At 60.6% G+C, this 21481-nt stretch carries 19 protein-coding genes; 11 read left to right on the top strand and 8 right to left on the bottom strand.

Features of this window, described 5'->3' with window-relative positions; translation table 11 throughout:
- Positions 1–44 precede the first annotated feature (44 nt).
- The 5 genes from AC07YV_RS13845 to AC07YV_RS13825 all read left to right on the top strand — a co-directional run bounded on the left by AC07YV_RS13845 (position 45) and on the right by AC07YV_RS13825 (position 8086).
- Positions 45–779 carry an NAD(P)H-dependent oxidoreductase gene (locus AC07YV_RS13845; RefSeq protein WP_102699874.1) on the top strand — a complete coding sequence of 245 codons (735 nt, stop codon included), beginning with the start codon at positions 45–47 and terminating at the stop codon, positions 777–779.
- Positions 780–950: 171 nt separating this feature from the next.
- Positions 951–2105 (top strand): response regulator, encoded by a 1155-nt coding sequence (locus tag AC07YV_RS13840; RefSeq protein ID WP_102699873.1) that lies wholly within the window; start codon positions 951–953, stop codon positions 2103–2105.
- Positions 2106–2143: 38 nt separating this feature from the next.
- On the top strand, positions 2144–6556 hold the full coding sequence (locus AC07YV_RS13835; RefSeq protein WP_102699872.1) for a response regulator: 4413 nt from the start codon (positions 2144–2146) through the stop codon (positions 6554–6556).
- A gap of 282 nt (positions 6557–6838) precedes the next feature.
- Positions 6839–7393, top strand: coding sequence for a YdeI/OmpD-associated family protein (locus AC07YV_RS13830; RefSeq protein WP_102699871.1), 555 nt, complete (start codon positions 6839–6841; stop codon positions 7391–7393).
- Positions 7394–7603: 210 nt separating this feature from the next.
- The gene (locus tag AC07YV_RS13825; RefSeq protein ID WP_102699870.1) at positions 7604–8086 is read left to right on the top strand and encodes an HIT family protein; all 483 of its coding nucleotides are present in this window, start codon (positions 7604–7606) and stop codon (positions 8084–8086) included.
- A 131-nt stretch (positions 8087–8217) separates the two neighbouring features.
- On the opposite strand, the gene AC07YV_RS13820 is transcribed toward AC07YV_RS13825, so the two are convergent.
- Together AC07YV_RS13820 and AC07YV_RS13815 are read right to left on the bottom strand one after the other, a co-directional pair.
- Positions 8218–8565 (bottom strand): hypothetical protein, encoded by a 348-nt coding sequence (locus tag AC07YV_RS13820; protein ID WP_102699869.1) that lies wholly within the window; start codon positions 8563–8565, stop codon positions 8218–8220.
- Between the two features lie 73 nt (positions 8566–8638).
- Positions 8639–9118, bottom strand: a complete 480-nt coding sequence (locus AC07YV_RS13815) for an NUDIX hydrolase (protein WP_102699868.1) — start codon at positions 9116–9118, stop codon at positions 8639–8641.
- Positions 9119–9306: 188 nt separating this feature from the next.
- On the opposite strand from AC07YV_RS13815, the gene AC07YV_RS13810 reads away from it, so the two are divergent.
- The 3 genes from AC07YV_RS13810 (at position 9307) to AC07YV_RS13800 (ending at position 11638) form a co-directional block, all read left to right on the top strand.
- Positions 9307–9759 carry a thiol-disulfide oxidoreductase DCC family protein gene (locus AC07YV_RS13810; protein ID WP_102699867.1) on the top strand — a complete coding sequence of 151 codons (453 nt, stop codon included), beginning with the start codon at positions 9307–9309 and terminating at the stop codon, positions 9757–9759.
- 113 nt (positions 9760–9872) lie between these two features.
- Positions 9873–10745, top strand: coding sequence for a GNAT family N-acetyltransferase (locus AC07YV_RS13805; protein WP_102699866.1), 873 nt, complete (start codon positions 9873–9875; stop codon positions 10743–10745).
- Positions 10745–11638, top strand: a complete 894-nt coding sequence (locus AC07YV_RS13800) for a polysaccharide deacetylase family protein (RefSeq protein WP_102699865.1) — start codon at positions 10745–10747, stop codon at positions 11636–11638. Before AC07YV_RS13805 ends, AC07YV_RS13800 begins: the two co-directional genes overlap by 1 nt.
- Positions 11639–11918: 280 nt before the next feature.
- Here AC07YV_RS13800 and AC07YV_RS13795 read toward each other — a convergent pair whose 3' ends face one another.
- A complete protein-coding gene (locus AC07YV_RS13795) occupies positions 11919–12998 on the bottom strand; it encodes a saccharopine dehydrogenase family protein (protein WP_102699864.1) in 1080 nt (359 codons plus the stop codon).
- 195 nt (positions 12999–13193) lie between these two features.
- On the opposite strand from AC07YV_RS13795, the gene AC07YV_RS13790 reads away from it, so the two are divergent.
- Both AC07YV_RS13790 and AC07YV_RS13785 read left to right on the top strand, forming a co-directional pair.
- Positions 13194–13997, top strand: coding sequence for a type 1 glutamine amidotransferase domain-containing protein (locus tag AC07YV_RS13790; protein WP_102699863.1), 804 nt, complete (start codon positions 13194–13196; stop codon positions 13995–13997).
- Positions 13998–14034: 37 nt separating this feature from the next.
- Positions 14035–15039, top strand: coding sequence for an acetoacetate decarboxylase (ADC) (locus AC07YV_RS13785; protein ID WP_102699862.1), 1005 nt, complete (start codon positions 14035–14037; stop codon positions 15037–15039).
- Between the two features lie 15 nt (positions 15040–15054).
- On the opposite strand, the gene AC07YV_RS13780 is transcribed toward AC07YV_RS13785, so the two are convergent.
- Positions 15055–15534, bottom strand: coding sequence for a MerR family transcriptional regulator (locus AC07YV_RS13780; RefSeq protein WP_102699861.1), 480 nt, complete (start codon positions 15532–15534; stop codon positions 15055–15057).
- A gap of 240 nt (positions 15535–15774) precedes the next feature.
- Here AC07YV_RS13780 and AC07YV_RS13775 point away from each other — a divergent pair, with 240 nt between their 5' ends.
- Positions 15775–16605, top strand: a complete 831-nt coding sequence (locus AC07YV_RS13775) for an alpha/beta fold hydrolase (RefSeq protein ID WP_102699860.1) — start codon at positions 15775–15777, stop codon at positions 16603–16605.
- 356 nt (positions 16606–16961) lie between these two features.
- On the opposite strand, the gene AC07YV_RS13770 is transcribed toward AC07YV_RS13775, so the two are convergent.
- Genes AC07YV_RS13770 through AC07YV_RS13755 form a run of 4 tightly spaced genes read right to left on the bottom strand, consistent with a single transcriptional unit; the run spans position 16962 to position 21203 of the window.
- A complete protein-coding gene (locus AC07YV_RS13770; RefSeq protein WP_102699859.1) occupies positions 16962–18158 on the bottom strand; it encodes an ABC transporter permease in 1197 nt (398 codons plus the stop codon).
- Positions 18158–19369, bottom strand: coding sequence for an ABC transporter permease (locus tag AC07YV_RS13765; RefSeq protein WP_102699858.1), 1212 nt, complete (start codon positions 19367–19369; stop codon positions 18158–18160). Before AC07YV_RS13765 ends, AC07YV_RS13770 begins: the two co-directional genes overlap by 1 nt.
- Positions 19369–20055, bottom strand: a complete 687-nt coding sequence (locus tag AC07YV_RS13760) for an ABC transporter ATP-binding protein (RefSeq protein WP_102699857.1) — start codon at positions 20053–20055, stop codon at positions 19369–19371. Before AC07YV_RS13760 ends, AC07YV_RS13765 begins: the two co-directional genes overlap by 1 nt.
- A complete protein-coding gene (locus tag AC07YV_RS13755) occupies positions 20052–21203 on the bottom strand; it encodes an efflux RND transporter periplasmic adaptor subunit (protein ID WP_102699856.1) in 1152 nt (383 codons plus the stop codon). Before AC07YV_RS13755 ends, AC07YV_RS13760 begins: the two co-directional genes overlap by 4 nt.
- Between the last annotated feature and the right edge of the window lie 278 nt (positions 21204–21481).

The raw sequence follows: 21481 nt of genomic DNA, 5'->3' as shown, positions 1-21481 counted from the left end.
GCGAGTGCACTGCACTCAGCCCCCCCTCAATTCAAGGAATCGCCATGAATGTATTCATCGTACATGCCCATCCCGAACCGAAATCCTTTACCGCCGCCTTGCGCGACCAAGCGGTTGAGACGCTGCAATCCCAAGGGCATCAGGTCCGGGTATCCGACCTGTACGAAATGAACTGGAATCCGGTGGCCGGTGCCGGGGATTTCCGCGCCCGGGAAAACCCCGGGTATCTGGTCTACGCACTTGAGCAACGACGCAGCAGCAAAGAACAGACACTCGCCGCCGATATCCAGCAAGAGTTGGACAAACTGTTGTGGGCGGACCTGCTGATCCTCAACTTCCCGGTCTACTGGTTCTCGACACCGGCCATCCTCAAGGGCTGGATCGATCGGGTTCTGGTATCCGGCATTTGTTACGGCGGCAAGCGTTTCTACGATCAGGGCGGCCTGCGCGGCAAGAAAGCCCTGGTGACCGTGACCCTGGGCGGGCGCGAACACATGTTCGGCGACAACGCCATCCATGGCCCATTGGAGGACATGCTGCGCCCGCTACTGCGCGGAACCCTGGCCTATGTCGGAATGGACGTGCTGCAGCCATTTGTCGGTTGGCATGTGCCGTACATCACTGATGAAGCTCGACAGGATTTCCTGAAGGGGTACCGCCAACGCCTGGAAAACATCGGTGAGGATCCCCCCCTCGAGTACCCGCGTTTGAGTCAGTTTGATGATCGACTCTATCCCCTTGGAGTCGCGCCAGAAGAACCGGACACCACCTGCTGTTGATGCCGGATTGCGCAGAATAGTCCCGAGGTCGGCAATGCCGCCAGGCTTCGGGTCAGCAAGCGGCCCTTCAAGGGGGGAGCCGATGCCCGGCAATTGCCATGAATAGAGCTACGCTTGTCTGCAATAGAGGGACTTTACGCATTCCTTCATCGGGCAGCGGAGCCTAAAGACATGGGCATTGAACAGGATGTTTATCCTGCGGCCACCGTTCTGGTGGTCGATGACACGCCGGACAACTTGATGCTGATGACTGACCTGCTCAAGGACAGGTATCGGGTCAAGGCCGCCAACAGCGGCGAAGCGGCGTTGCGCGTGCTGCAAAACAATCCACTGCCGGATCTGATCCTGCTCGACATCATGATGCCGGGGTTGTCGGGGCATGACGTGGCCCGGCTGCTGCAGCAAGATCCGCGCACCCGCCAGATTCCAATCATTTTCCTCACGGCCCTGGCGTCAATGGAAAACGAAATCCAGGGCCTGGAGTTGGGCGCGGTCGACTACATCACCAAGCCGATCAGTCCGCCATTGGTCCTGGCCCGGGTGCAGACCCAACTGAAGATCAAGGCCGCGGCTGACTTCCTTCGCGATCAGAACGATTTTCTCGAGCAGGAAGTCCAACGCCGCACCCGTGAAGTGGTAGCCATTCAGGATGTCACTATCCAGGCCATGGCTTCGCTGGCCGAGACCCGCGACAACGAGACGGGCAACCATATCCGTCGTACCCAACACTACGTCAGGCTGCTGGCTGAACTGCTGCGCGATCATCCGCGTTTCAGTCAATTCCTGAACGATGACAGCATCCGCCAGCTGTTCAGGTCGGCACCGCTGCACGATATCGGCAAGATCGGCATTCCTGATCACATCCTGCTTAAACCGGGGCGCTTCACCCCGGAAGAATTCGAGATCATGAAAACCCACACCACCCTGGGGCGCGATGCCATCCAGCGTGCCGAGGATCAGTTGGGCCTTTCGGTGGACTTTCTGCGCATGGCCAAGGAAATCGCCTACAGCCACCAGGAAAAGTGGGATGGCAGCGGCTACCCGCAGGGACTGGTTGGCGAAGAAATCCCCATGAGCGCCCGATTGATGGCGGTGGCGGATGTCTATGACGCGCTGATCAGTCGTCGTGTGTACAAGGCGGGAATGCCGCACGAACAGGCCGTGGAGATCATTCGGCAGGGGCGCGCGAGCCACTTCGACCCAGACGTCTGTGATGCCTTCCTTGCCAACGCCGAGCAATTCCATCTCATTGCCGAGCGCTTTGCGGACAGCGATCAGGACATGGCCATGCTGATCAACCTGCAACGCACTCTCCAGAAACCCTGAACGGTCAACGCGCCGGTTTTTCATCAACGGGAATTGCCATGACCCGAGTACTCGCTCAACTTGAACGCCTGCCTCTTCGTATCAAGCTGATCCTCGGCTTCGCGACATTAGGGGCGCTGGTTCTGGTGCTCGGCGTGCAGAGTCTGCGTACCCAGGATTTGTTGAAAGCGGATATGCAGAGGCTGTACCAGCATGAGTTAGCGGGTATTGAACCCTTGCAGGAAGCACGGGTGCAGATGTCGCATCTCATGCAGGGATTGCAGCATGCGGTCGGCGGCAACAACGCAGATGATCGTAGCAAGGGCGTCGAGCAATTTCGTGAGGCTCGACAACATCTTGAAGAGGCGCTGCTACAGACACAACCGACCCTCTGGCGCGAGGAAAACCAGGAGCGATTCGCCACGTTCGAGGTTTTGTTGAAGCGTTTGCTGCACGACAGTGAGGCAGCACTGGAACTTGCCGTTGGGGATCAGGCGCAAGCCTTGCGGATGATCAATAGCGTCGGGTTCCAGGGGCTGGATGAGCGAGGGGACAACTTGCTCAAGCAGATGGCGCGAATCAAACAGGCCTCCATTCATGACACGGCCAAACAGATCGCAGACTTTGCCGGGCGCAGCACCCGGCTCACTTATCAATTGCTGCTGGGCGGCTTGGCACTGGCGTGGTTGATGGGCTGGTTGATCAGCCGCTCGATTCGCCTGCCCCTTTACCGGGTTCGCGCTGCCGTTGACGAGCTGACCGCTGGCCGACTGGACGGGACGATTCCCCATATCGATCTGCAAAATGAAACCGGTGATCTGGCGCGTGCTATCGCGACGCTGCAAACCGAGTCGCAACAACTGGAGCGCCAACGCTGGGTCAAGGCGCAAACCGAGCAACTCCAGGCTGACTTGCCACAAGCGGAAACGCCACGCGATCTGGCCCAGGTTTTTTTGCGGCATATGGCGAGCATGCTCGGCACCTGCCGAGGCGTGCTCTATAGCGTGCAGGATCAAGATGAAAGCCTGCAACTGATTGGCGGTTACGCGACCGATCCCGATTACCCGCCGGCGCCGACGGTGGCTCTGGGAGCCGGCCTTCTAGGGCAGTGCGCGCTGGATCGTGCGCCTCGTGAATTGCAGGGGCTGACGCAGCCGCTCGGACGGTTGCATTCGCAGTTGGGTGAAGTGCCGGCCAGCTATCTGCTGGTGCAGCCGGTATTGCGCGGTGAACGTCTGCTCGGTGTGCTCGAGCTGGCGGGTTATCAACCGCTGGGGGCCCGTGAACAGTCGCTGCTGCAGGAGGCCATGCCACGCCTGGCCGGTGCCATGGCGGTGATGGAGCGTCATCTGGCGGTGCAGTCCTTGCTGAGCGAGACCCGGCGCCAGGCCGATGAAATGGGTCAGCAGGCCTTGCGGCTGGAGCTGCAATCGAAGGAGCTGGAGGCACAACAGACTGCCTTGCGTGCCACCAAGGCCTGGTATCGCGCGATCCTCGAAGCGGCACCGGACGGCATGATCGTCATCAATGCCGAGGGCGAGATCCTGATGACCAACCCGCAACTGGACACGCTGTTCGGTTATGCCACGGGTGAACTTGTGGGCGAGACCATCGAGCGGCTGGTGCCTGACGCGGCGCGCGGTCGGCATGTGGCGTTGCGCAATGGCTTCATCGCCCATGGCAGCACCCGGCAGATGGGCGCGAAACTCGATGACCTCAAGGGCCTTCGCAAGGATGGCAGCCTGTTTTCCGTGGAGATCGGCCTGTCGCACTTGCCGCTTCTGGAGGGGCGTGGCACCTGTATCTGCGCTTCGGTTCGCGATGTCAGCGAGCGGCGGCAGATGCAAGCGGCGCTCAAATCCAGCGAAACGCAGTTGCGTGCGGTATTGGACAGCAGTCCGGTGGCCATGCTGATCCGTGGCGATGATGGCCTCCTGAGTTACTGCAACCCGGAGCTGGAGGGCCTGTTCGGCGTCAGCCGCGAGCAACTTGGCGAGATGGATGAAAGTCGCTTCTGGTGCGACGCACAGGCACACGACCGCTTCCTGGCCGCAGCCGCCAAGGGCGCGGTTCTAAACTTCGAGGCCAGCCTGCAGCGCGATGGAGGCAAGCGTTTCGAGGTCTTGCTCTCGGCCGTCCCCCTGACACTCGGTGAGCGCAACATCAGCGCCAGTTGGTACTACGACATCACCGACCGCAAGGCCGCCGAGGCGCAAGTGCAACACGCCCGGGAAATCGCCGAAGAGGCGACACGGGCCAAGAGCGAATTCCTCGCCAACATGAGCCATGAAATCCGCACGCCGATGAACGCCATTATCGGCATGAGTCACCTGGCGCTGCGCACCGACCTCGATAACCGGCAACGCAACTACATTGTGAAAGTGCATCGCTCGGCGGAAAGCCTGCTTGGGATCATCAACGACATCCTCGATTTCTCCAAGATCGAAGCCGGCAGGATGGACCTGGAGCGTATTCCGTTCCGCCTGGAAGACGTGCTGGAGAACTTCACCAACGTGGTGGGCCTGAGGGCCGAGGATAAAGGCCTGGAGCTGCTCTACAGCACGGTTGCCGATTTGCCCACCGCACTGATTGGCGACCCGCTGCGGCTGGGCCAGGTCCTGGCCAACCTGGGCAACAATGCGACGAAGTTCACCGAACAGGGTGAGATTGTGCTGGGCATCGAGCGCACCGGGAATGACGAGGGCAAGGTCGAGCTGCATTTCTGGGTGCGCGACACAGGCATCGGCATGAGCGAAGAGCAATGCCAGAGAATTTTTCAGTCCTTCATCCAGGCCGACAGTTCCACCACTCGCAAGTACGGAGGGACCGGCCTGGGCCTGGCGATTTCCAAGCGTCTGGTGGAGATGATGGGAGGCCGCATCTGGGTCGAAAGTGTGCTGGGCAGCGGTTCGACGTTTCACTTTTGCGTGAGTCTGGGCCTGCAGGCAGATGCTCCTGCGCGACGCATGTTCACTGCCGATGAACTGCTGGGCATCCGCGTGCTGGTGGTCGATGACAACGCCAGTGCGCGAGAAATTCTTTCGGGCATGGCGCACAGCTTCGGTGTCGAAGTGGACGTCGCTGAAAGTGGTCGCATGGCCCTGCGCATGCTGGCGCAGGCCGAGAAGGATTCACTGCCTTTCGACCTGGTCCTGATGGACTGGCGGATGCCGGGCATGGATGGGGTGGAGACGGTCCGCCAGATGCGCTCTGCCAACCTGGCACGCACACCGTCCGTCATCATGGTCACCGCCCTTGATCGCGAGGAGTTACTTGAACAGGCCAGGCACCAGGACGTCCATCTGCCGGTGGTGCTGACCAAGCCGGTCACGCCGTCCACCTTGCTGGAAGCCATAGGCACAGTGTTCGGCAAAGTGCCCCAAACCGCTACCCGCGCCCATGAGCGCAACGAGCAGAGCGCTGACAACATGGCACGCCTGGAGGGTGCGCGTCTGCTGCTGGTGGAGGACAACGAACTGAACAGGGAGCTGGCGTGCGACTTGTTGCAAGAGGCAGGCATCGAGCTCGAGCTGGCATTCGATGGCCAACAGGCACTCGACTGGTTGGCCCGGGACAGCGATTTCGATGGTGTGCTGATGGACTGCCAGATGCCGGTGATGGACGGCTATACCGCGACCCGCAGGATTCGCCAGCAATCGGACTTCGCAGCGTTGCCGATCATCGCCATGACCGCCGACGCCATGGCCGGGGACCGCGAACGCGCCCTGGCCTGCGGCATGAATGACCACCTGTCCAAGCCATTGGACGTCGACGGCATGTTCGCCACGCTGGCCAGGTGGATCACGCCACGACCCGGGCGTGGCGGCCGGGCGCGGGAGGTGACCGCTGCCGAGACATCCGGACAGTTGCCCGCCGAGCTTGCAGGCATCGATCAGCTCGCCGGTCTGGCTGCCTGTTCGGGCAAGACGGCCCTTTACTTGCGACTGTTGCGCACATTCCATGGGACCCAGAAGCACTTCGTCGAACAGTTCAAAACGGCAATCGCCGACGCCGATCCAACGGCGGCGGTTCGAATGGCTCACACCCTGCATGGTAACGCGGGGAACATCGGCGCCAAGGCGCTGGCACAGGCTGCAGCACAGCTGGAACAAGCGTGCCGGGCTGGCGAGCCGATCGATGGCGTGCAAGCTCACTTGGCCGAGGTTAGGCAGTGTTTGATACCCGTATTGAGCGCGCTGGCGCTTTTGCCCGAGGAAAAAACAGCTATTGAAGCGCAGCCGCCGCAACCCGAAGCGGAACTCGGTGACCGGCTTACTCGGCTCGAGCAATTATTGGCCGAGAGTGACACCGCAGCCATTGAGGCGCTTGATGAGTTGCGTCGGTTGTCTCTCGATGATGCATTGGCCAGGCGTCTGAGCCGGGTGGCGCAGCAACTTGAGCGCTTCGACTTCGATCGGGCCCTGGCGTTGCTGCAAGGCGAAACCGAACGCTCCACCCTGCCCCCCGAGTGACCGTCGTTTCGGAATTCTGGATATTGAATCAATCACCTTTTGCAGGCATCAAATGACTGGCTGCCAGGGTCGTTTTCAGTCCCTCACGACAGACAGCTGTCGGCCAGGAGCAGTCACTGGACAGACTAGTGGCTAATAGACAGCGTCGGCCTTCTGTACTGATCTTTACCGCGGCTGGGCGTGGCATCATCAATGTCGCGTTTTTCTCAGGGCTAAGTCGCGTTTAAATCCGAAGGTGATGCCGCGAGAGAGTAGTCAGGCGTATGAGTTGGAGGAGTTGCGATGACAACAATCGATGTGAAATTCCGATTTGAAGCAAAGCTTCTTCGTCCGGCAAAGCCGGGTAATGATGCGTCGTGGGCGTTCGTAGTACTGCCTAGAGACGCGAGTGAACAGCTTCCGAGGCGAGGAAGGACGACAGTTGAAGGCACAATCAATGGGCACCCGTTCCAGGCGACCCTTGAGCCGGATGGTCAGCTGAGCCATTGGCTGCAGGTCAGTAGAGAGTTACTCGAAGCCGCAGGCATGGCCGTTGGGGATGTCGTTACACTAGAGCTAACCCCTGTGAAGAAAGAACCCGAGCCAGACATCCCAGCCGATTTTCAGGAGGCTCTGGAAGCCACTCCTGAGGCTCGTAAGGTTTGGAACAATACGACGACCATCGCACGAGTAGACTGGATACATTGGATTACTTCAGCCAAGCAACTTAAGACGCGCGCAAAACGAATTGGTGATGCTTGCGATATGCTTGCATCCGGCAAGAAGAAGGTTTGCTGTTTCGACCAATCCGGCTACTACAGCAAGGCCTTCCGTGCGCCCGAGGGTGAAATTCTTTAAATGGAACATTCCGTGGAATGCGCCTGACAACGCGTTGACATCGTTCGCTTCGTTCACCGGGAGCGGCTGAAGCCAGCCTTCCAGCTTAACTGTTATGAATATCTGCAAAGGGTTGTGCCCCTTCGCGACGGGCAGAAATCGGCCAGGAGCGGACGTCACCATGATGCCTTGATATTCTGTGTGACCGATCGCCGAAGGACATCAACGCACATGGAAATTGCACCACGGTTCATCATTCATGAAACCGATCATTGGATACTCAATCATCACATGTCATCCGCGCTCCCTGGTTATTTGATGCTCGGTTCGCGGACTCACGCCAACTCGCTGGCCGACCTTCCGGGCTGTGCTCTGGCAGAGTTGGGTGGCCTGCTCGCAGCAGTTCAGAAAGCCATTGAATCGCGACTAAAGCCGAAGTGGATCTACATCAGTCGATTCGGCCATGACCCTGGCTATCCCATTCATTTCCATTTCATCCCGGTGTATCACTGGGTCGAAGAACTGTTCTGGAAGGATGCGAGATACAGACTCCTGGAGACCTTCGCTACAGTTGAAAGCGCTCAATCACTGACTGACGGAGCAGAACTGACATTGTTCATCTGGCGCGAATTTGGGGAAAGCCCGGAGCCACCAGCCACCCAAGGACCTTCCATCAACCAAGTCATTAATGATTTTCGCGAATCATTCAAATAGGAGGACGAGCCTGTCCGCTTCGGCTCGGAAGCATCCCTTCGTGACAGACCACAATCGGCCAAAAACAGTCATCCACCGAGTTGTTGGCGAAACAGGAGAAATCGCCTCATCAGCCGTTTCATTCGACAGGTTTATTGTGGATCACTGACCCGCTTGCGTACTGCTTTTGCAAGCAGCCAATAGAAAGCGATGAGCAAGGGAATTGGCAAAGCCACCAGCAACAATGCGCGAGTGACGTCAGATAGGTCACCCGCATTGATGTTCCCCGACAACGTGGCCAATGGAATCATGATCACCAGACACGCCCCCAGATTGCACATGCAGATGGCCATGGCCCGGTAGAAAATTCGCCAGGGCCTGGAGGGGTGATCGATGTTCCTGGTAGATGGCGGGATAACACCAGGGCGGGGTAATACGATACAAGTGCCAATAAGCCCGATAATGGACTGAAAGGCAAAGACGAAAAATGTCAGTGTCATGAGGGATCAATCAATTCAGTGGAAGCGCGATGACGGAGTTTTGCACAGTCTCGACTAGAAGCAGACGCTCTAGTCACAGCGTCATTGGAACCTTCAAGTCGGGGATAGTCGTCTCGGGTATTGATGTTGGGGACTTCAGGTAACCACCCTTCGACAACGTAGAGTTCACATGCATCAATGCTCGATAAAAGACCGGATGACATTCGGTAAATGGTAAATCATCAAGGGATGCCCAAAAAAAACTAAAGGCGTGGCCATGGTCGTCGAGCGTGTAATGAGTCCATTTCTCTGGCAACTGTACTTGCGCTTCACAAAGTTGAAACGACCAAATCTGATCCAGATGCTCAGCAATCCAACAGCCCATATCACAAACAACCGTGGCGGCAATACCGGACTCCTCTTTCAATTCGCGTAGCGCGGCCTGAGGTGGTGTTTCACCGGGCTCGATTGTACCTTTTACCAGTTGCACGCCTGCCAGTGGGTGACGGAACAATAGAATGCGTGGGACCGACGAATTCAGAAGAATAACGGGGCAGGCTTTGTTGGGTGACATAGCGATCTCCTTATCGAATGCGCATCACATAATACCGCCATCCCCTACCTCCATGACCAGATTCTGGATGTCCGCTTTGGGCTGTCGATTGCACCTCTGCGCGACCGAGAGCAATCAGCCAATTGCAGACTTCAACGCCAGCACGCGGTTATGATCCGAGATACCCAGGCGCCCTTGGACCCACGCTCATGCCAGCCTCGAAAATCCTCCCCTCCCCCGCGCCGCTGCTCAAACCCGGAGAGACGGTGGTGTTGTTCGACGGTGTCTGCAAGCTGTGCAATGGCTGGGTGAGGTTCGTGATTCGCCATGACCGCCAGCGGCGCGTGCGGTTGGCGGCGGTTCAGTCACCCGAGGGACAGGCTCTGCTCGCCTGGGCAGGTTTGCCCATGGATCAATTCCACAGCATGGCGGTGATCCGCGACCGGTTCTACTGGGAGCGTTCCCAAGCATTTTTCGAAATCTTTGCCCAGTTACCCGCCATCTGGCGCCCCGTGAACCTGTTGCGCATCATCCCTCGCCCACTTCGAGACTGGGCCTACGACCGCATTGCGCTCAATCGCTATCGGCTCTTCGGGAAATACGACACCTGCCTGTTGCCGGATCCAGATCATGAACAGCGCTTTTTGAAAGCGCCCCTGTAAACGCCTCAAGGCGATGTGACGAGCTGGATCAATACTCGGGTTGAAGCTATACCGAAAGGGTTCCGGGCGGGGATGGACCACAGGCTCGATTAGCGACTGAGGAGAATTTCACGGTGTCCAATCAGCTGGTCATACGCAACATGACCCGTCCCGAGCTGGACGAACTCGTCGAGTGGGCTGCCCGTGAGGGCTGGAACCCCGGCCTTCACGACGCCGAGCTGTTCTGGGCCACCGACCCTGCCGCCTTCATCGCGGCGTCCCAGGACGGCGAATTGATCGGCGGCGGTGCCATCACCTCCTACCATGGCGAATTCGGTTTCATGGGGTTTTTCATCGTCCGGCCTGAGTATCGCAGCCAGGGCCTGGGCAATACCCTCTGGCACGCACGCCGCGAGCGACTCCTCGCCCGCCTGCGCCCGGGCGCGAGCATCGGCATGGACGGCGTCTTCACGATGCAGGACTACTACGCCAAGGGTGGTTTCGTCTTCTCCCATCGCAACCTGCGTTTTCGTGCCGAGATCACCGAGCGCCCGACGACCTCCCAGGCAGACGACCAGGACATCGTGCCGTTGGCCGCCTTCCCGTTCGATCAGGTGGTCGATTACGACCGCACCTGCTTCCCCGCCCCGCGCGCAACCTTCCTGAGCGGATGGATAGCCCAGGCCGATGCACTCGCCGTGGGTTGCCGGCGCGAGGGCAGGCTGAGCGGCTATGGCGTCATAAGGCGCTGCCGGGAAGGCTGCAAGATCGGGCCCTTGTTCGCCGATGACGCCCTGGCGGCCAATGCCCTCTACGCGCACCTGGCGGAATTTGCGCAGGGTGGCCCGCTGTTTCTCGATGCCCCGGAGAACAACCCCGCCGCCATGGCGCTCGTGCACCAACAGGGCATGACCGAGGTGTTCGGCTGCGCACGCATGTACCTCGGCCCTCCTCCGGTGATCGCGCACGAACGTGTGTTCGGCGTCACCACCTTCGAGCTGGGCTGATGTCCGCCCGCGACCTCATCGGTTATGGCGGCCGTCCACCCCACCCGCGATGGCCCGGTGAAGCGCGCGTCGCGGTGCAGTTCGTACTCAACATCGAAGAAGGCGCGGAATCCTGCCTCGTCAATGGCGACCCCCAGTCGGAGGCCTGGCTTCACGAACTACCGGGCCGCCCGCCCCGTGTTGGGGAGCCGGACTTGAGCGTCGAGGGCATGTACGAATACGGATCGCGCGCAGGCGTGTGGCGCATTCTGGAACTGTTCCGCGCCCGAGGCCTGCCGCTGACCGCCTTCGCCGTCGGCCGGGCACTGGAACTCACCCCGGCGATCGGCCAGGCGCTCTGCGCGGCCGGCCATGAGATTGCCGGGCATGGCTACCGTTGGCTGGACTATCGCGACATGCCTGAAGACCAGGAACGGCACCATATCCGCCTCACCCTCGACGTGATCGAGCAGGCCTGCGGCAAACGCCCCGTCGGTTGGTACACAGGAAGGGTCAGCCAGAACACCCGCCGCCTGTTGCGTGAGGAAGGCGGGCTTCTCTACAGCTCGGACGCCTACAACGATGACCTGCCCTATTGGCTCCCGGGCTCGCCCGCCCACCTGGTGATCCCCTACACACTGCTCAACAACGACGCCCGCTATCTGCTGCCGAACGGTTTCGCCTGCGGCGAAGACTTCTTCCGGCTGCTCAAGGATGCGTTCGACCTGCTGTGGCAGGAAGGCGCGCAACACCCGAAGATGATGAGCGTCGGCCTGCATGGGCGGATCAGCGGCCATCCCGGTCGTGCGATGGCGCTGGCGCGCTTTCTCGATTACGTGCAAGGCCACGACGCGGTGTGGATCTGCCGGCGCGAAGAGATTGCCAGGCACTGGATAGCCCGGTTCCCCGCCTGAGTGGGGTTCGGAATGGCCTGAGCCACGCTGGCTAATCAAAATCACCCGTGCTGTATCAGGCGCCCTGCTCCGCCTTGAACATCGCCGAGGCGTTGCCTGCCACTGATGTGCGTTTTGGGTCGGTTTCAGCCGGTCATGGAAGGCAGAAACCGACCCAAAGCTGATGGTGGCGACAGGCAGAGATCGGCCAAAAGCGGACGTTCAGCCATAAGCGGCGATTTGAACTTGAAAGGCTTATAAAGAACTCGATCCACTGCCATTTAGTTCAAGCTCCCAAGCACTATTCGACCTTCAAGTCACCTGACCCTGGCAGGTGCGTCACCAGATCGGCGCCCAACAACCGCGCAGGCGTGTAGGCCCCACCAGTCGGGCGCATCCGTAACAGGTTGTCGACCACGGCCAACGCAGCGTAGATCGTCAAGCTATAGACGTTTGCAGTGTGCACACGCGCAACCTTGCAATCTCCACGAGCGTTACGGGCTTCGCCCCATACATAGGTGCCTTGATCTGCACGTTTTTCCTCATCCGGACCGACCACTGTCTTGCCGATGCGCGCCTTGAGCAGTCTCTGCACGAACGACAAACCCAGCAGCGGACGAATCAAATTGGCAAATCTGGCGCCGCGAATCATGCCGGCAGAACCCGGTATGAACACTTCAATATTGGCAATGCCGGTGGTGTGATAAGCCGTGGAAACGTCGCCCCAGGGGATGGTCATGGCCAGTTTCTCTCCGGCGCCAAAGTCGATACGACGGACCCGATAGGCCAACGGTACCGAGACGATTTTCCCGTCGCGGCGTACCTTGCCGCCCTGCGCCATGCCTTCGATTGAAGTCTTGACAGTGCCAGGCGAAAAGCTGGAGCGCGAATCAAACCCCAGCGCCAGATGCGTTGCGTCCGGCAGCGCGTTTTTCAGTGCCGCGGCGACACAGTCAGTCGGGACCACATCGAAGCCGACGCCGGGGCAAATCACCACGCCCGCCGCACGCGCACGCTCATTCAGGGATTGGGCATGTTCGAATACGGCAATCTCGCCGGTAATGTCCAGATAGTGCGCATTGGCACGCAAGCAGGCCTCCATCATCGGTGCGGCGGTCGCTGAAAAGGGTCCTGCGCAGTGCAGGACCAAGCCATGGCCCTTGATCTGGGCAAGTAACCGCGCCTCGTCATCCAGTCCGAACACCCGGGCTTCAAGGCCCAGTTCACGGGCCAGGACTTCGACCTTGTCGCGGCTGCGTCCTGCCAACACCGGCCTGAGTCCACGTTTGACGGCATCTCGAGCGATCAACTCGCCGGTATAACCGTTGGCGCCGTAAATCATCCATTTCATCTGCGTATCCGGGTTGTCTTGCTGACTCATGCGTTGCTCCTGACAGGATTGATGGCGAGCGTGGTTGCCTTGCTCAATCAACGTCAGACGCTAGCGTTAAAGTGAGGTTGAGGGTCAAGCAAAAGTGTACGAGTAGCCGCGGCGATTTTTTGCAGCAGCGGGGGTTGACCTTAAAGTGAGGTTTAAGGTGAGCATGCACGGACCTGCATGACTGTCGGACCCTGGATGATGTTGAAAACCTTTATTTCCTGTGCGTTGGTATTGATAGGCGGTGCATTCATGACTTTTGCAAATGCCGGGCCGGCCCCTTCCACGGTTGTTGCGCAAGATCGCCAGATACTGGTGATCATGACCAACCACGCCAGCTATCCCTCACGAACCGATAGCACGGGATTGTGGCTGACCGAGCTGACGCATTTCACCGATGTGGTGGAAGCGGCCGGCTACACGACGGTTTTTGCCAGCCCCAGGGGCGGCGCCGTGCCTCTGGACGAGCGTAGCCTCGGCTGGCTTTACATGGACAAGGCTGCCCGTGAGCATTTGCAGTCCCCTGCCTTTCGCGCTCGCCTGCAAAACACGATACCGATCGCCGATGTCGATCCATCCCGGTTCAGCGTCATCTACTTCACGGGAGGCCACGGTGTCATGTGGGATTTCCCCAATAACCCCGACCTGCGGCGTGTCGCCGAAACCATCTACAACCAGGGCGGCATCGTATCGGCCGTCTGCCATGGTGTAGCGGGACTCCTGGATCTGAAGGATGAACAAGGCCAGTTGATCATCAAGGGCAGAAACATCACCGGATTCTCTGACCGCGAGGAGCTGTTCTCGGGCATGAAGAGTCAGGTGCCCTTCTTCCTTGAGGACAGGTTGGTGAGCCAGGGTGCGCGTTACCGCAAGGGCTGGCTGCCGTTCACGTCATTTGCCATCACCGATGGGCGGTTGGTGACCGGCCAGAACCCTCAATCGCCGAAGGCCGTGGCTGAAGCCGTGATGGCCGTGCTCGCCGCCGGCAACGTAGCTCGCTGATCCATCAAGTACATCCCATCACCTGGAGAAAGACCGATTGAAACTCGCAAGCGCCGTTTTAACAGCATTACTGTTCAACACTTTTGCCAACGCTGCGTTGGCGGGGACACCTGAGATGCCCAGCCCGACCGACACAACCACCATCGATATCGCAGGCCACCAGGTGCCCGTCGTCAAAGGCGGTCTGTATGACCGCTTTCGCTCCAACCCTCCGTTGTCGGTGATTGCAGCAGAAGTACCGGGCGTTGATCTGAGCTGGTTCAAGGGATTGGAGAAGAATAAGGTCGACATTGGCTTTGAGTCGTACTCCCCAAACTTTTACTACCAGAACAGTCGCGTAACAGCTGTTTATACGGCGGACCTGGATCGGCTCCGGGCACTGATGCCGCCCGAAGTACTGGCAACCGTGCAGCCGCTGCAAGTCTGGCCAGGTCGCGGCTTGATCGCGTTCACCGCGTACACCTATGAGCACTGCGATAACGATGCCTACAACGAGGTTGCCGTATCGATCATCACCAACAAACCTGGCAAAGCCAATCTGGGTCCGTTCACGCTGATTGGCCAGTCGATGTCTGGAGATTTCTGGGGTTATGTGCTCAAGCTGCCGGTTAATACCGAGCTGGCGAGGGTGCGTGGTGTCGTCGGTTACAACCTGCCGAAATGGCTGACCGGCATTGACCGCAAAGAGGATGCGCAATCGGTGGTGTATGACATTACCGACAGCCAGACCGGCAAACCGGACGTGTCCTTCAGAGCGAAGAAGCTCGACGACCTGTCCCGCGATGTCGATATCGTCACCAGCAGTTTCACCAATCTCGATCACCAGGGCCAACTGGCCTATGGGTACGCTGTTTCCCGCCAGCTCAGCCATGGTTCCAGCCGGGACGCGGATTCGGCCACCCTCACGCTGGGCGACGGCAGTCTGTCGAACTACCTCCGCTCCCTGAAGCTGGGGAAAATGATGAAGTACGAATATGTACCTGAGTTCCAGAGCGCGCTCTATGCGCCAAAACCACTTGCCACCCTGGTTGGCGAGCGCTGAAACCTGTGGCGCCTGTCAGGCCTCGGAAGCCTGACGGGCTGTTTTTTTCCTGGATGACGCTGCATCACGGCGGCCTGAAGTGGCTATCACGCCCTCATCGCGCAGACGATGCAACAGCAATTGCGCATTGTCCGCACACGCCATGCCCTCGGGCTTACCCTCGATGCCCTTGATGACCAGCAGAAGTTGCGCCTTGTTCTGGGCCAACCGCTGCTGCAGGACTTCGATTTCCTCAACCTTTTGCTTGAGGCCACTGAGCAACTCTTCGTGCTGCCAACCACTCGCATTCATCGGCATCAATTGGCGGATTTCTTCCAATGAAAAGCCCGCCGCCTGCGCGCCGGTGATGATCTCCAGAACCCACTGGGTGTCAGGCGCATAATCCCGATAACCATTGGCTTTACGCTCGACCGATTTGATCAGGCCGCTCGCTTCGTAGAAGCGGATGCGTGAAGGCGCCAACCCGCTGATTTTCGCCAGTTCGCCTATTCTCATATTCCACCTCAAAAAATCCATTGACCTTAAAGTTGACTTTAAACCTAAAGTCTTTGGGTGGCCAAGCGGCTCGGGTGCAATGGGCTGCTCAGCCGTCATGGAACTCTGGGGGGCAAACGGAAACCGATCCAGAAACACGCCCTCTGAACCGCCTATTGGATGGGCTGCGCTTTGTTCATTCAAGGCCTTGATCGAAACAGGATTCGGTTCAGGCCTTCACTTCATTCAGGAGATGCGAACATGGGGTATGTCACTACGCGAGACGGTGTTGAGATCTTTTACAAAGACTGGGGGCCGCGCGATGCCCAGGTCATTTTCTTCCATCATGGATGGCCACTGAGCGCGGACGATTGGGACGCGCAAATGCTCTTTTTCCTGGCCAACGGCTACCGGGTGGTTGCACACGACCGACGTGGTCACGGGCGCTCCAGTCAGGTCTGGGACGGACACGACATGGATCACTATGCTGACGACGTCGCAGCCGTTGTTGATCACCTCGGCGTACAAGGCGCAGTCCATGTCGGCCACTCCACCGGCGGGGGTGAAGTCGTTCATTACATCGCGCGCCACGGCGAAGACCGAGTGTCGAAGGCCGCCATCATCAGTGCCGTCCCACCGCTGATGGTCCAGACCCCGAGTAATCCTGGCGGCCTGCCCAAGTCAGTGTTCGACGACCTGCAGGCACAACTGAAGGCCAACCGCGCACAGTTCTACCACGACGTTCCAGCGGGACCTTTTTACGGCTACAACCGCCCAGGTGCGAAATCGTCTGAGGGCATCATCTGGAACTGGTGGCGGCAAGGCATGATGGGTTGTGCAAAGGCACACTATGACGGGATCGTGGCTTTTTCTCAGACCGACTTCACCGAAGATTTGAAGAGCATCAAGATCCCCGTCCTGGTGATGCATGGTGATGATGACCAGATCGTGCCTTATGAAAATTCCGGGGTTCTGTCGGCCAAACTCCTGCAAAACAGTACGCTGAAAATCTACCCGGGCTTCCCGCATGGGATGCCTACAACCAACGCCGATACGATTAACGCCGATCTGCTGGCATTCGTGCGGAGCTAAACAATGGAGGGCGGGTAAACATCCCGCCCTTACCCTATTCAAGGCCACTGGATCGACGCGTTCAGGTTTAGCTCAACGCCCTCAAAAAACTGCGCTAACTGAGTAGCTGCTTCTGGCCGATCGCTGCCTGTCGTGAAGGGCTGTATCCGCCCCTAAGCGATCACTCGAAACATTGATCAACGTAAACCTGCAGGAATTTATCCTCTATGGACACTCTGAGTTCCGAGGACTTGCTGCCGGAGTTTTGCACTCGGTTTTTGCCGCCGCCACCCCATTAAAATCACCAGCCCAGCGCCGGCGTTTTCGTTATCGTCACGCAGCGTACAGCCAGCCCGTCAGGCTCATTGGCCTGGCCGCTATTCACTGCGCAGAGCCGCCACCGGATGCAGGCGGGCCGCCCGCAGTGCCGGCGCCAGGCCAGCGAGAATTCCGAGCACCGCCGCCAGCAGCAGTGCCAGCAGCAGAAACAGCGGCTGCAGCGCCAAGGGCAGGCTCGGCATGGCCAGGTGCAGTAGCCCGAGCAGCAGGCCCATCAACAGCAGCCCCAGCAGACCACCGGCCAGGGACAGCAGCGTCGCTTCAGCGAGAAACAGCCCGAGCACCTGCCGCGGACTGGCACCTATCGCCCGCAGCAGGCCGATTTCCGCCGTGCGCTCGCCCACAGTGGTGGTCATGATGGTGAGAATGCCGACGGCGCCGACCAACAGGGAAATGCCCCCCAAGGCACCGATGGCCAGACTCAGGGTGCCGAGAACGCGGTTGAAGCTGCGCAGCATGTCGTCCTGGGTGCTCAGGCTGAAGTCTTCCTCGCCGTGCCGTTCGCCGAGCACCTGGCGAATCTGCTGACTCAACGCCCGCGAAGTGGTGCCGGCGCCGAACACCACATGGACTTTGACCACCCCGGTGCGGTTGAACAGGCTTTCGGCCCAATCCACCGGGATGTAGGCGATATCGTCGAGGTTGAAGCCGAGCAACTGGCCCTTCTGCGCCATCACGCCGATCACCCGGAAACGCACGCCGCCGACGCGGACCAGCTCGCCCAGCGGATTGCGTGCACCGAACAGCTCGACACGCAGCTGATGGCCGAGCACCACATAGGGCGGCGAACGACCGTCACGGGCCACGGGCAGGAACTCGCCCAGGCTCAGCTGCATGCGCCAGGCCTGCGCCAGTTGATGGCCGCCACCGAGAATGTCGCTGCGCCGGCTCAGTTGACCGTACTGGATATCCCCGCTGCCCGGAATGATCGGCACCGCCGCCTCGACATGCGGCAAGCGCCGCAGGGCGTCGGTATCACTGATGGTCAGTGGCCGTACGCTGCCGAGCAGACCGCCGAGGCCGCTGGTCTGGGTCTTGCCCGGGCGCACGGTGATGATCCGCGTACCAAACTGCGAGAAGTTCTCCAGCACATAGCCGCGCACGCCTTCGCCTATGGCCGTGAGCAGCGTCACGGCGGCTATCCCGATCGCTATCCCGAGCAGGGTCAGCAGGCTGCGCAAGGGGCGACAGGTCAGCGCCGAGCTGGTCAGCCGGAAACCATCTTGCCAGCGCATCAGTGCGCTCCCGGCGGACGTAGCGCCGCCACCGGTTCCAGCGCCGAGGCCCGAGCGGCCGGCAGCCAGGCGAACAGCAGCGCCGTGCAAAGTGCCAGCAGCACCGCGCTGGCCCGCGCCCACCAGGGTGCATAGAGCGGCAGATCGAATGCCAGGCGCCCCAGCCAGAGCAAGGTTTCGGCCAGCAGCAGCCCCGCCAGCGCCCCCGCCAGGGCGAGCAGCGCCGCCTCGCCGAGGAACAGCAGGCGCAACTGCGCCGCCGTCACCCCTATGGCTTTGAGCAGGCCGATCTCGGCGCTGCGCTGGCTCACCGCAATCCAGGTCACGTTCATGATCAGGATGCCTGCCACCAGCAGGCTGATCGCGGCAATCCCGGCCACCGCCAGGGTCAGCACCGTGAGTATCTCGTCGAAGGCACTGAGCAGGCTGTCCTGGCTGATCAGGGTGATGTCTTCCTCACCCTCGTGGCGCTCCTTGAGCGCGGCGAGTATCAGCCGCTTGCTGTGCTCGAGAAAGCTCGGCCCACGCACCTCGACAAACACCCGCAACAACCCCTCGCGATTGAACAAGGCCTGGGCACTGGCCACCGGGATGATCAACATCTCGGCGAAATCCATCCCCAGGGATTCGCCCCGCTCACTGAGGATACCGACCACCCGGAAGCGCCGGTCGCCGGCGCGCAACCATTCACCCAGGGCCGGACGCGCACCGAATAGTTCGCGCCGGAGTTTGCCGCCGATCACGCAGACGGCCTCGCCCTGCTCAGGGTCCAGCGCCGGCAGGGGCTGGCCCTGGACGACCGTCAGTTGGCGAATGGCGAAGAAGTCCCGTGTGGTGCCCAGGGTCAGCACCTCACGATTGCGGTTGCCGACTATCACCTCCATCTGTCCGGCCTGCATCGGCGCGACCCGGCGGATGCCCGGCAACCGGGTGATGGCCTGGACGTCCTGCAAGGTCAACTCGTGCGGCGTCAGGCCGGTGAGCGGCGGCATGCGCCCCGTGGTTTCCTTGCGGCCCGGGAAAACGATCAGGATGTCGCGCCCGAGCACCGAGAACTCGTTCAGGACGAAGGCCCGCGCGCCCGCGCCGAGACCGGTGAGCAGATTGACCGCCACCACCCCGATAGCGATGGCCAGCAGCAGCATCAGGCTGCGCGAGCGATGCCCACGCAAGGCGCCGAGCCAGAAGGCCAGGGCATCGGCGGCGCGCATCAGGCCAGCACCTGCTGCGACGCAGCACTGTGGATCCGCCCGTCACGCATGTGTAACTGGCGCTGCGCGCGGGCGCCCAGGCTGGCGTCGTGGGTCACCACTATCAGGGTCAGCCCCTCGTCGTTGAGCTCCTCCAGCAGGCTGAAGACTTCGGCGCCGGCCTGGCTATCGAGATTGCCGGTGGGCTCGTCGGCCAACAACAGCGCCGGTTGCATGACCATCGCCCGGGCGATGGCGACGCGCTGGCGCTGACCACCGGACAGCTCGCCCGGGCGGTGGGCAATGCGATCGCCCAGCCCCAGGCGCGCCACCAATTGGCTGCTGCGCTTGTGCCGTTGCGCCGCGCCGATGCCGGCGAGGACCATCGGCAGCTCGATGTTTTCCAGCACCGTCAGCCGTGCGATCAGGTGGTAGGACTGGAACACGAAACCTATCAGTTGGCTGCGCAATTGGGCGCGCCGCGCCTCGCTCAGCGTCGCCGTGGCCTCGCCCTGCAGCCAGTACTCGCCGGCGCTCGGCGCATCGAGCAAACCGAGGATGTTCAGCAGGGTCGACTTGCCCGAGCCCGACGGCCCCATCACCGCCACGTAGTCACCGGCGGCGATGTCCAGATCCAGACCGTCCAGCCCCATCACCTGCTGCTCGCCCAACTGGAAGCTGCGGCTGCCGCCGCGCAGGCGGATCATTGCCTGGTCTCCGCCGCATCCACCGGGATCACCGACACGGTGTCCTTGAGCCCTTCCTGCTCGAGGCTGGCGACTATGCGCGCGTCCTCGTCCAGCCCGGCGAGCACCTCGGTCCAGCGCCAGTTGCTCAACCCGGTTTGCACCTCCACCTCGCGCAACACCCGGGCGCTGGGGTCATAGCGCAGCACGCGCTGCCCCTCCAGCAGGGTTTCGGTGGGGATGCGCAAAGCACGTTCGCGCTGCTCCAGGAGGATCTCGACATCGGCGCTATAGCCGGTGAGCAGGACCAGATTGGCCGGCGGCTGGTCGAAGCGCACCTCGACATCAACGGTGCGCGCCTGCTTCTCCAGTTCACGCACATAGGGCGCGATGCGGCTGACGCGGCCAGCGAACTGCTGGCCACGGAAGGCATCCAGGGTGATCCGCACCGCGGTTCCGGGGCGAACCCGGGCAGCGTCCACTTCATCGATCGGCGCCTCGACATACAGGCAGCTGTCGTCGATCAGGTCGACCGCCGGCGGCGTGGGAATACCCGGCGGCGAAGGGGTGACGAACTCGCCGAGTTCGCCGTTGATTTCTGCGACTACGCCAGCGAATGGCGCACGCAGGGTCGTCTGCTCCAGCAGTGAACGCTGCAACTGCAGGCTGGCGTCGGCCTCGCGGATCAGCACGTTACTGGCATTGCACATCAGCTTCGCCAGGTTAGCCTTGGTCTCGGCCTGATCGAGGCGATCGGCGGCAACCAGCTTGCGGTCGGCCAGTTGGCCCAGGCGATCGAGGTCGCGCCGGTCCAGATGAGCCTGCTGACAGCGCTGTTCGCGGGCGTTGCGTTGGGCCTCCAGCCGCGCCTCGGCCTCCTGCAACCGGGCCTGCTGCTCGTCCTGCCGCAGGCGCATGAGCACCTGACCGGCCTGGACCCGCTGGCCCTCGGCGATCAGCAACTCGGCAACCTGGCCGCCGACATTGAAGGACAGATGCGAGCGCCGACAGGACTTCAGCGTACCCGCGCGGGTGTTGGCCACCAGCGTCTCCACCGGCCCGCGCTCAACCTCCAGCAGCCTGACCGGCAACGGCTGTGGTCGACTCAACCAGCCGCCCAGCACCACCAGACAGGCCAGCATCGACGAGGCAATCAATAATCTGCGCATGGACTTCACCTCCTCCCCACATGGCTTGAGCCTAGGTCAGGAGGGTGAAAGAACAACGCGAAACGTCATTTATCCGACGTTTTTCAGACGAGCGTCAGATAAATGGCGAATGAGATTTATTTCACTCGCAACGGCTGTTCCCCTTGCCGCGGCGACGCTGCGACGTCGAAATATCTCCGGAATCTGTGCCACGCTTTGCCTATACCCGAATGTCTTCAAGCGGCCAGGAGCGGTCATTCCAGTCCTGTTTGCGCGAAACCTTGGAATTGGCCAACACG

It is taken from the genome of Pseudomonas sp. GW456-E7 (genome assembly GCF_059424105.1).
This window is presented reverse-complemented; position numbering and strand designations above follow the sequence as displayed.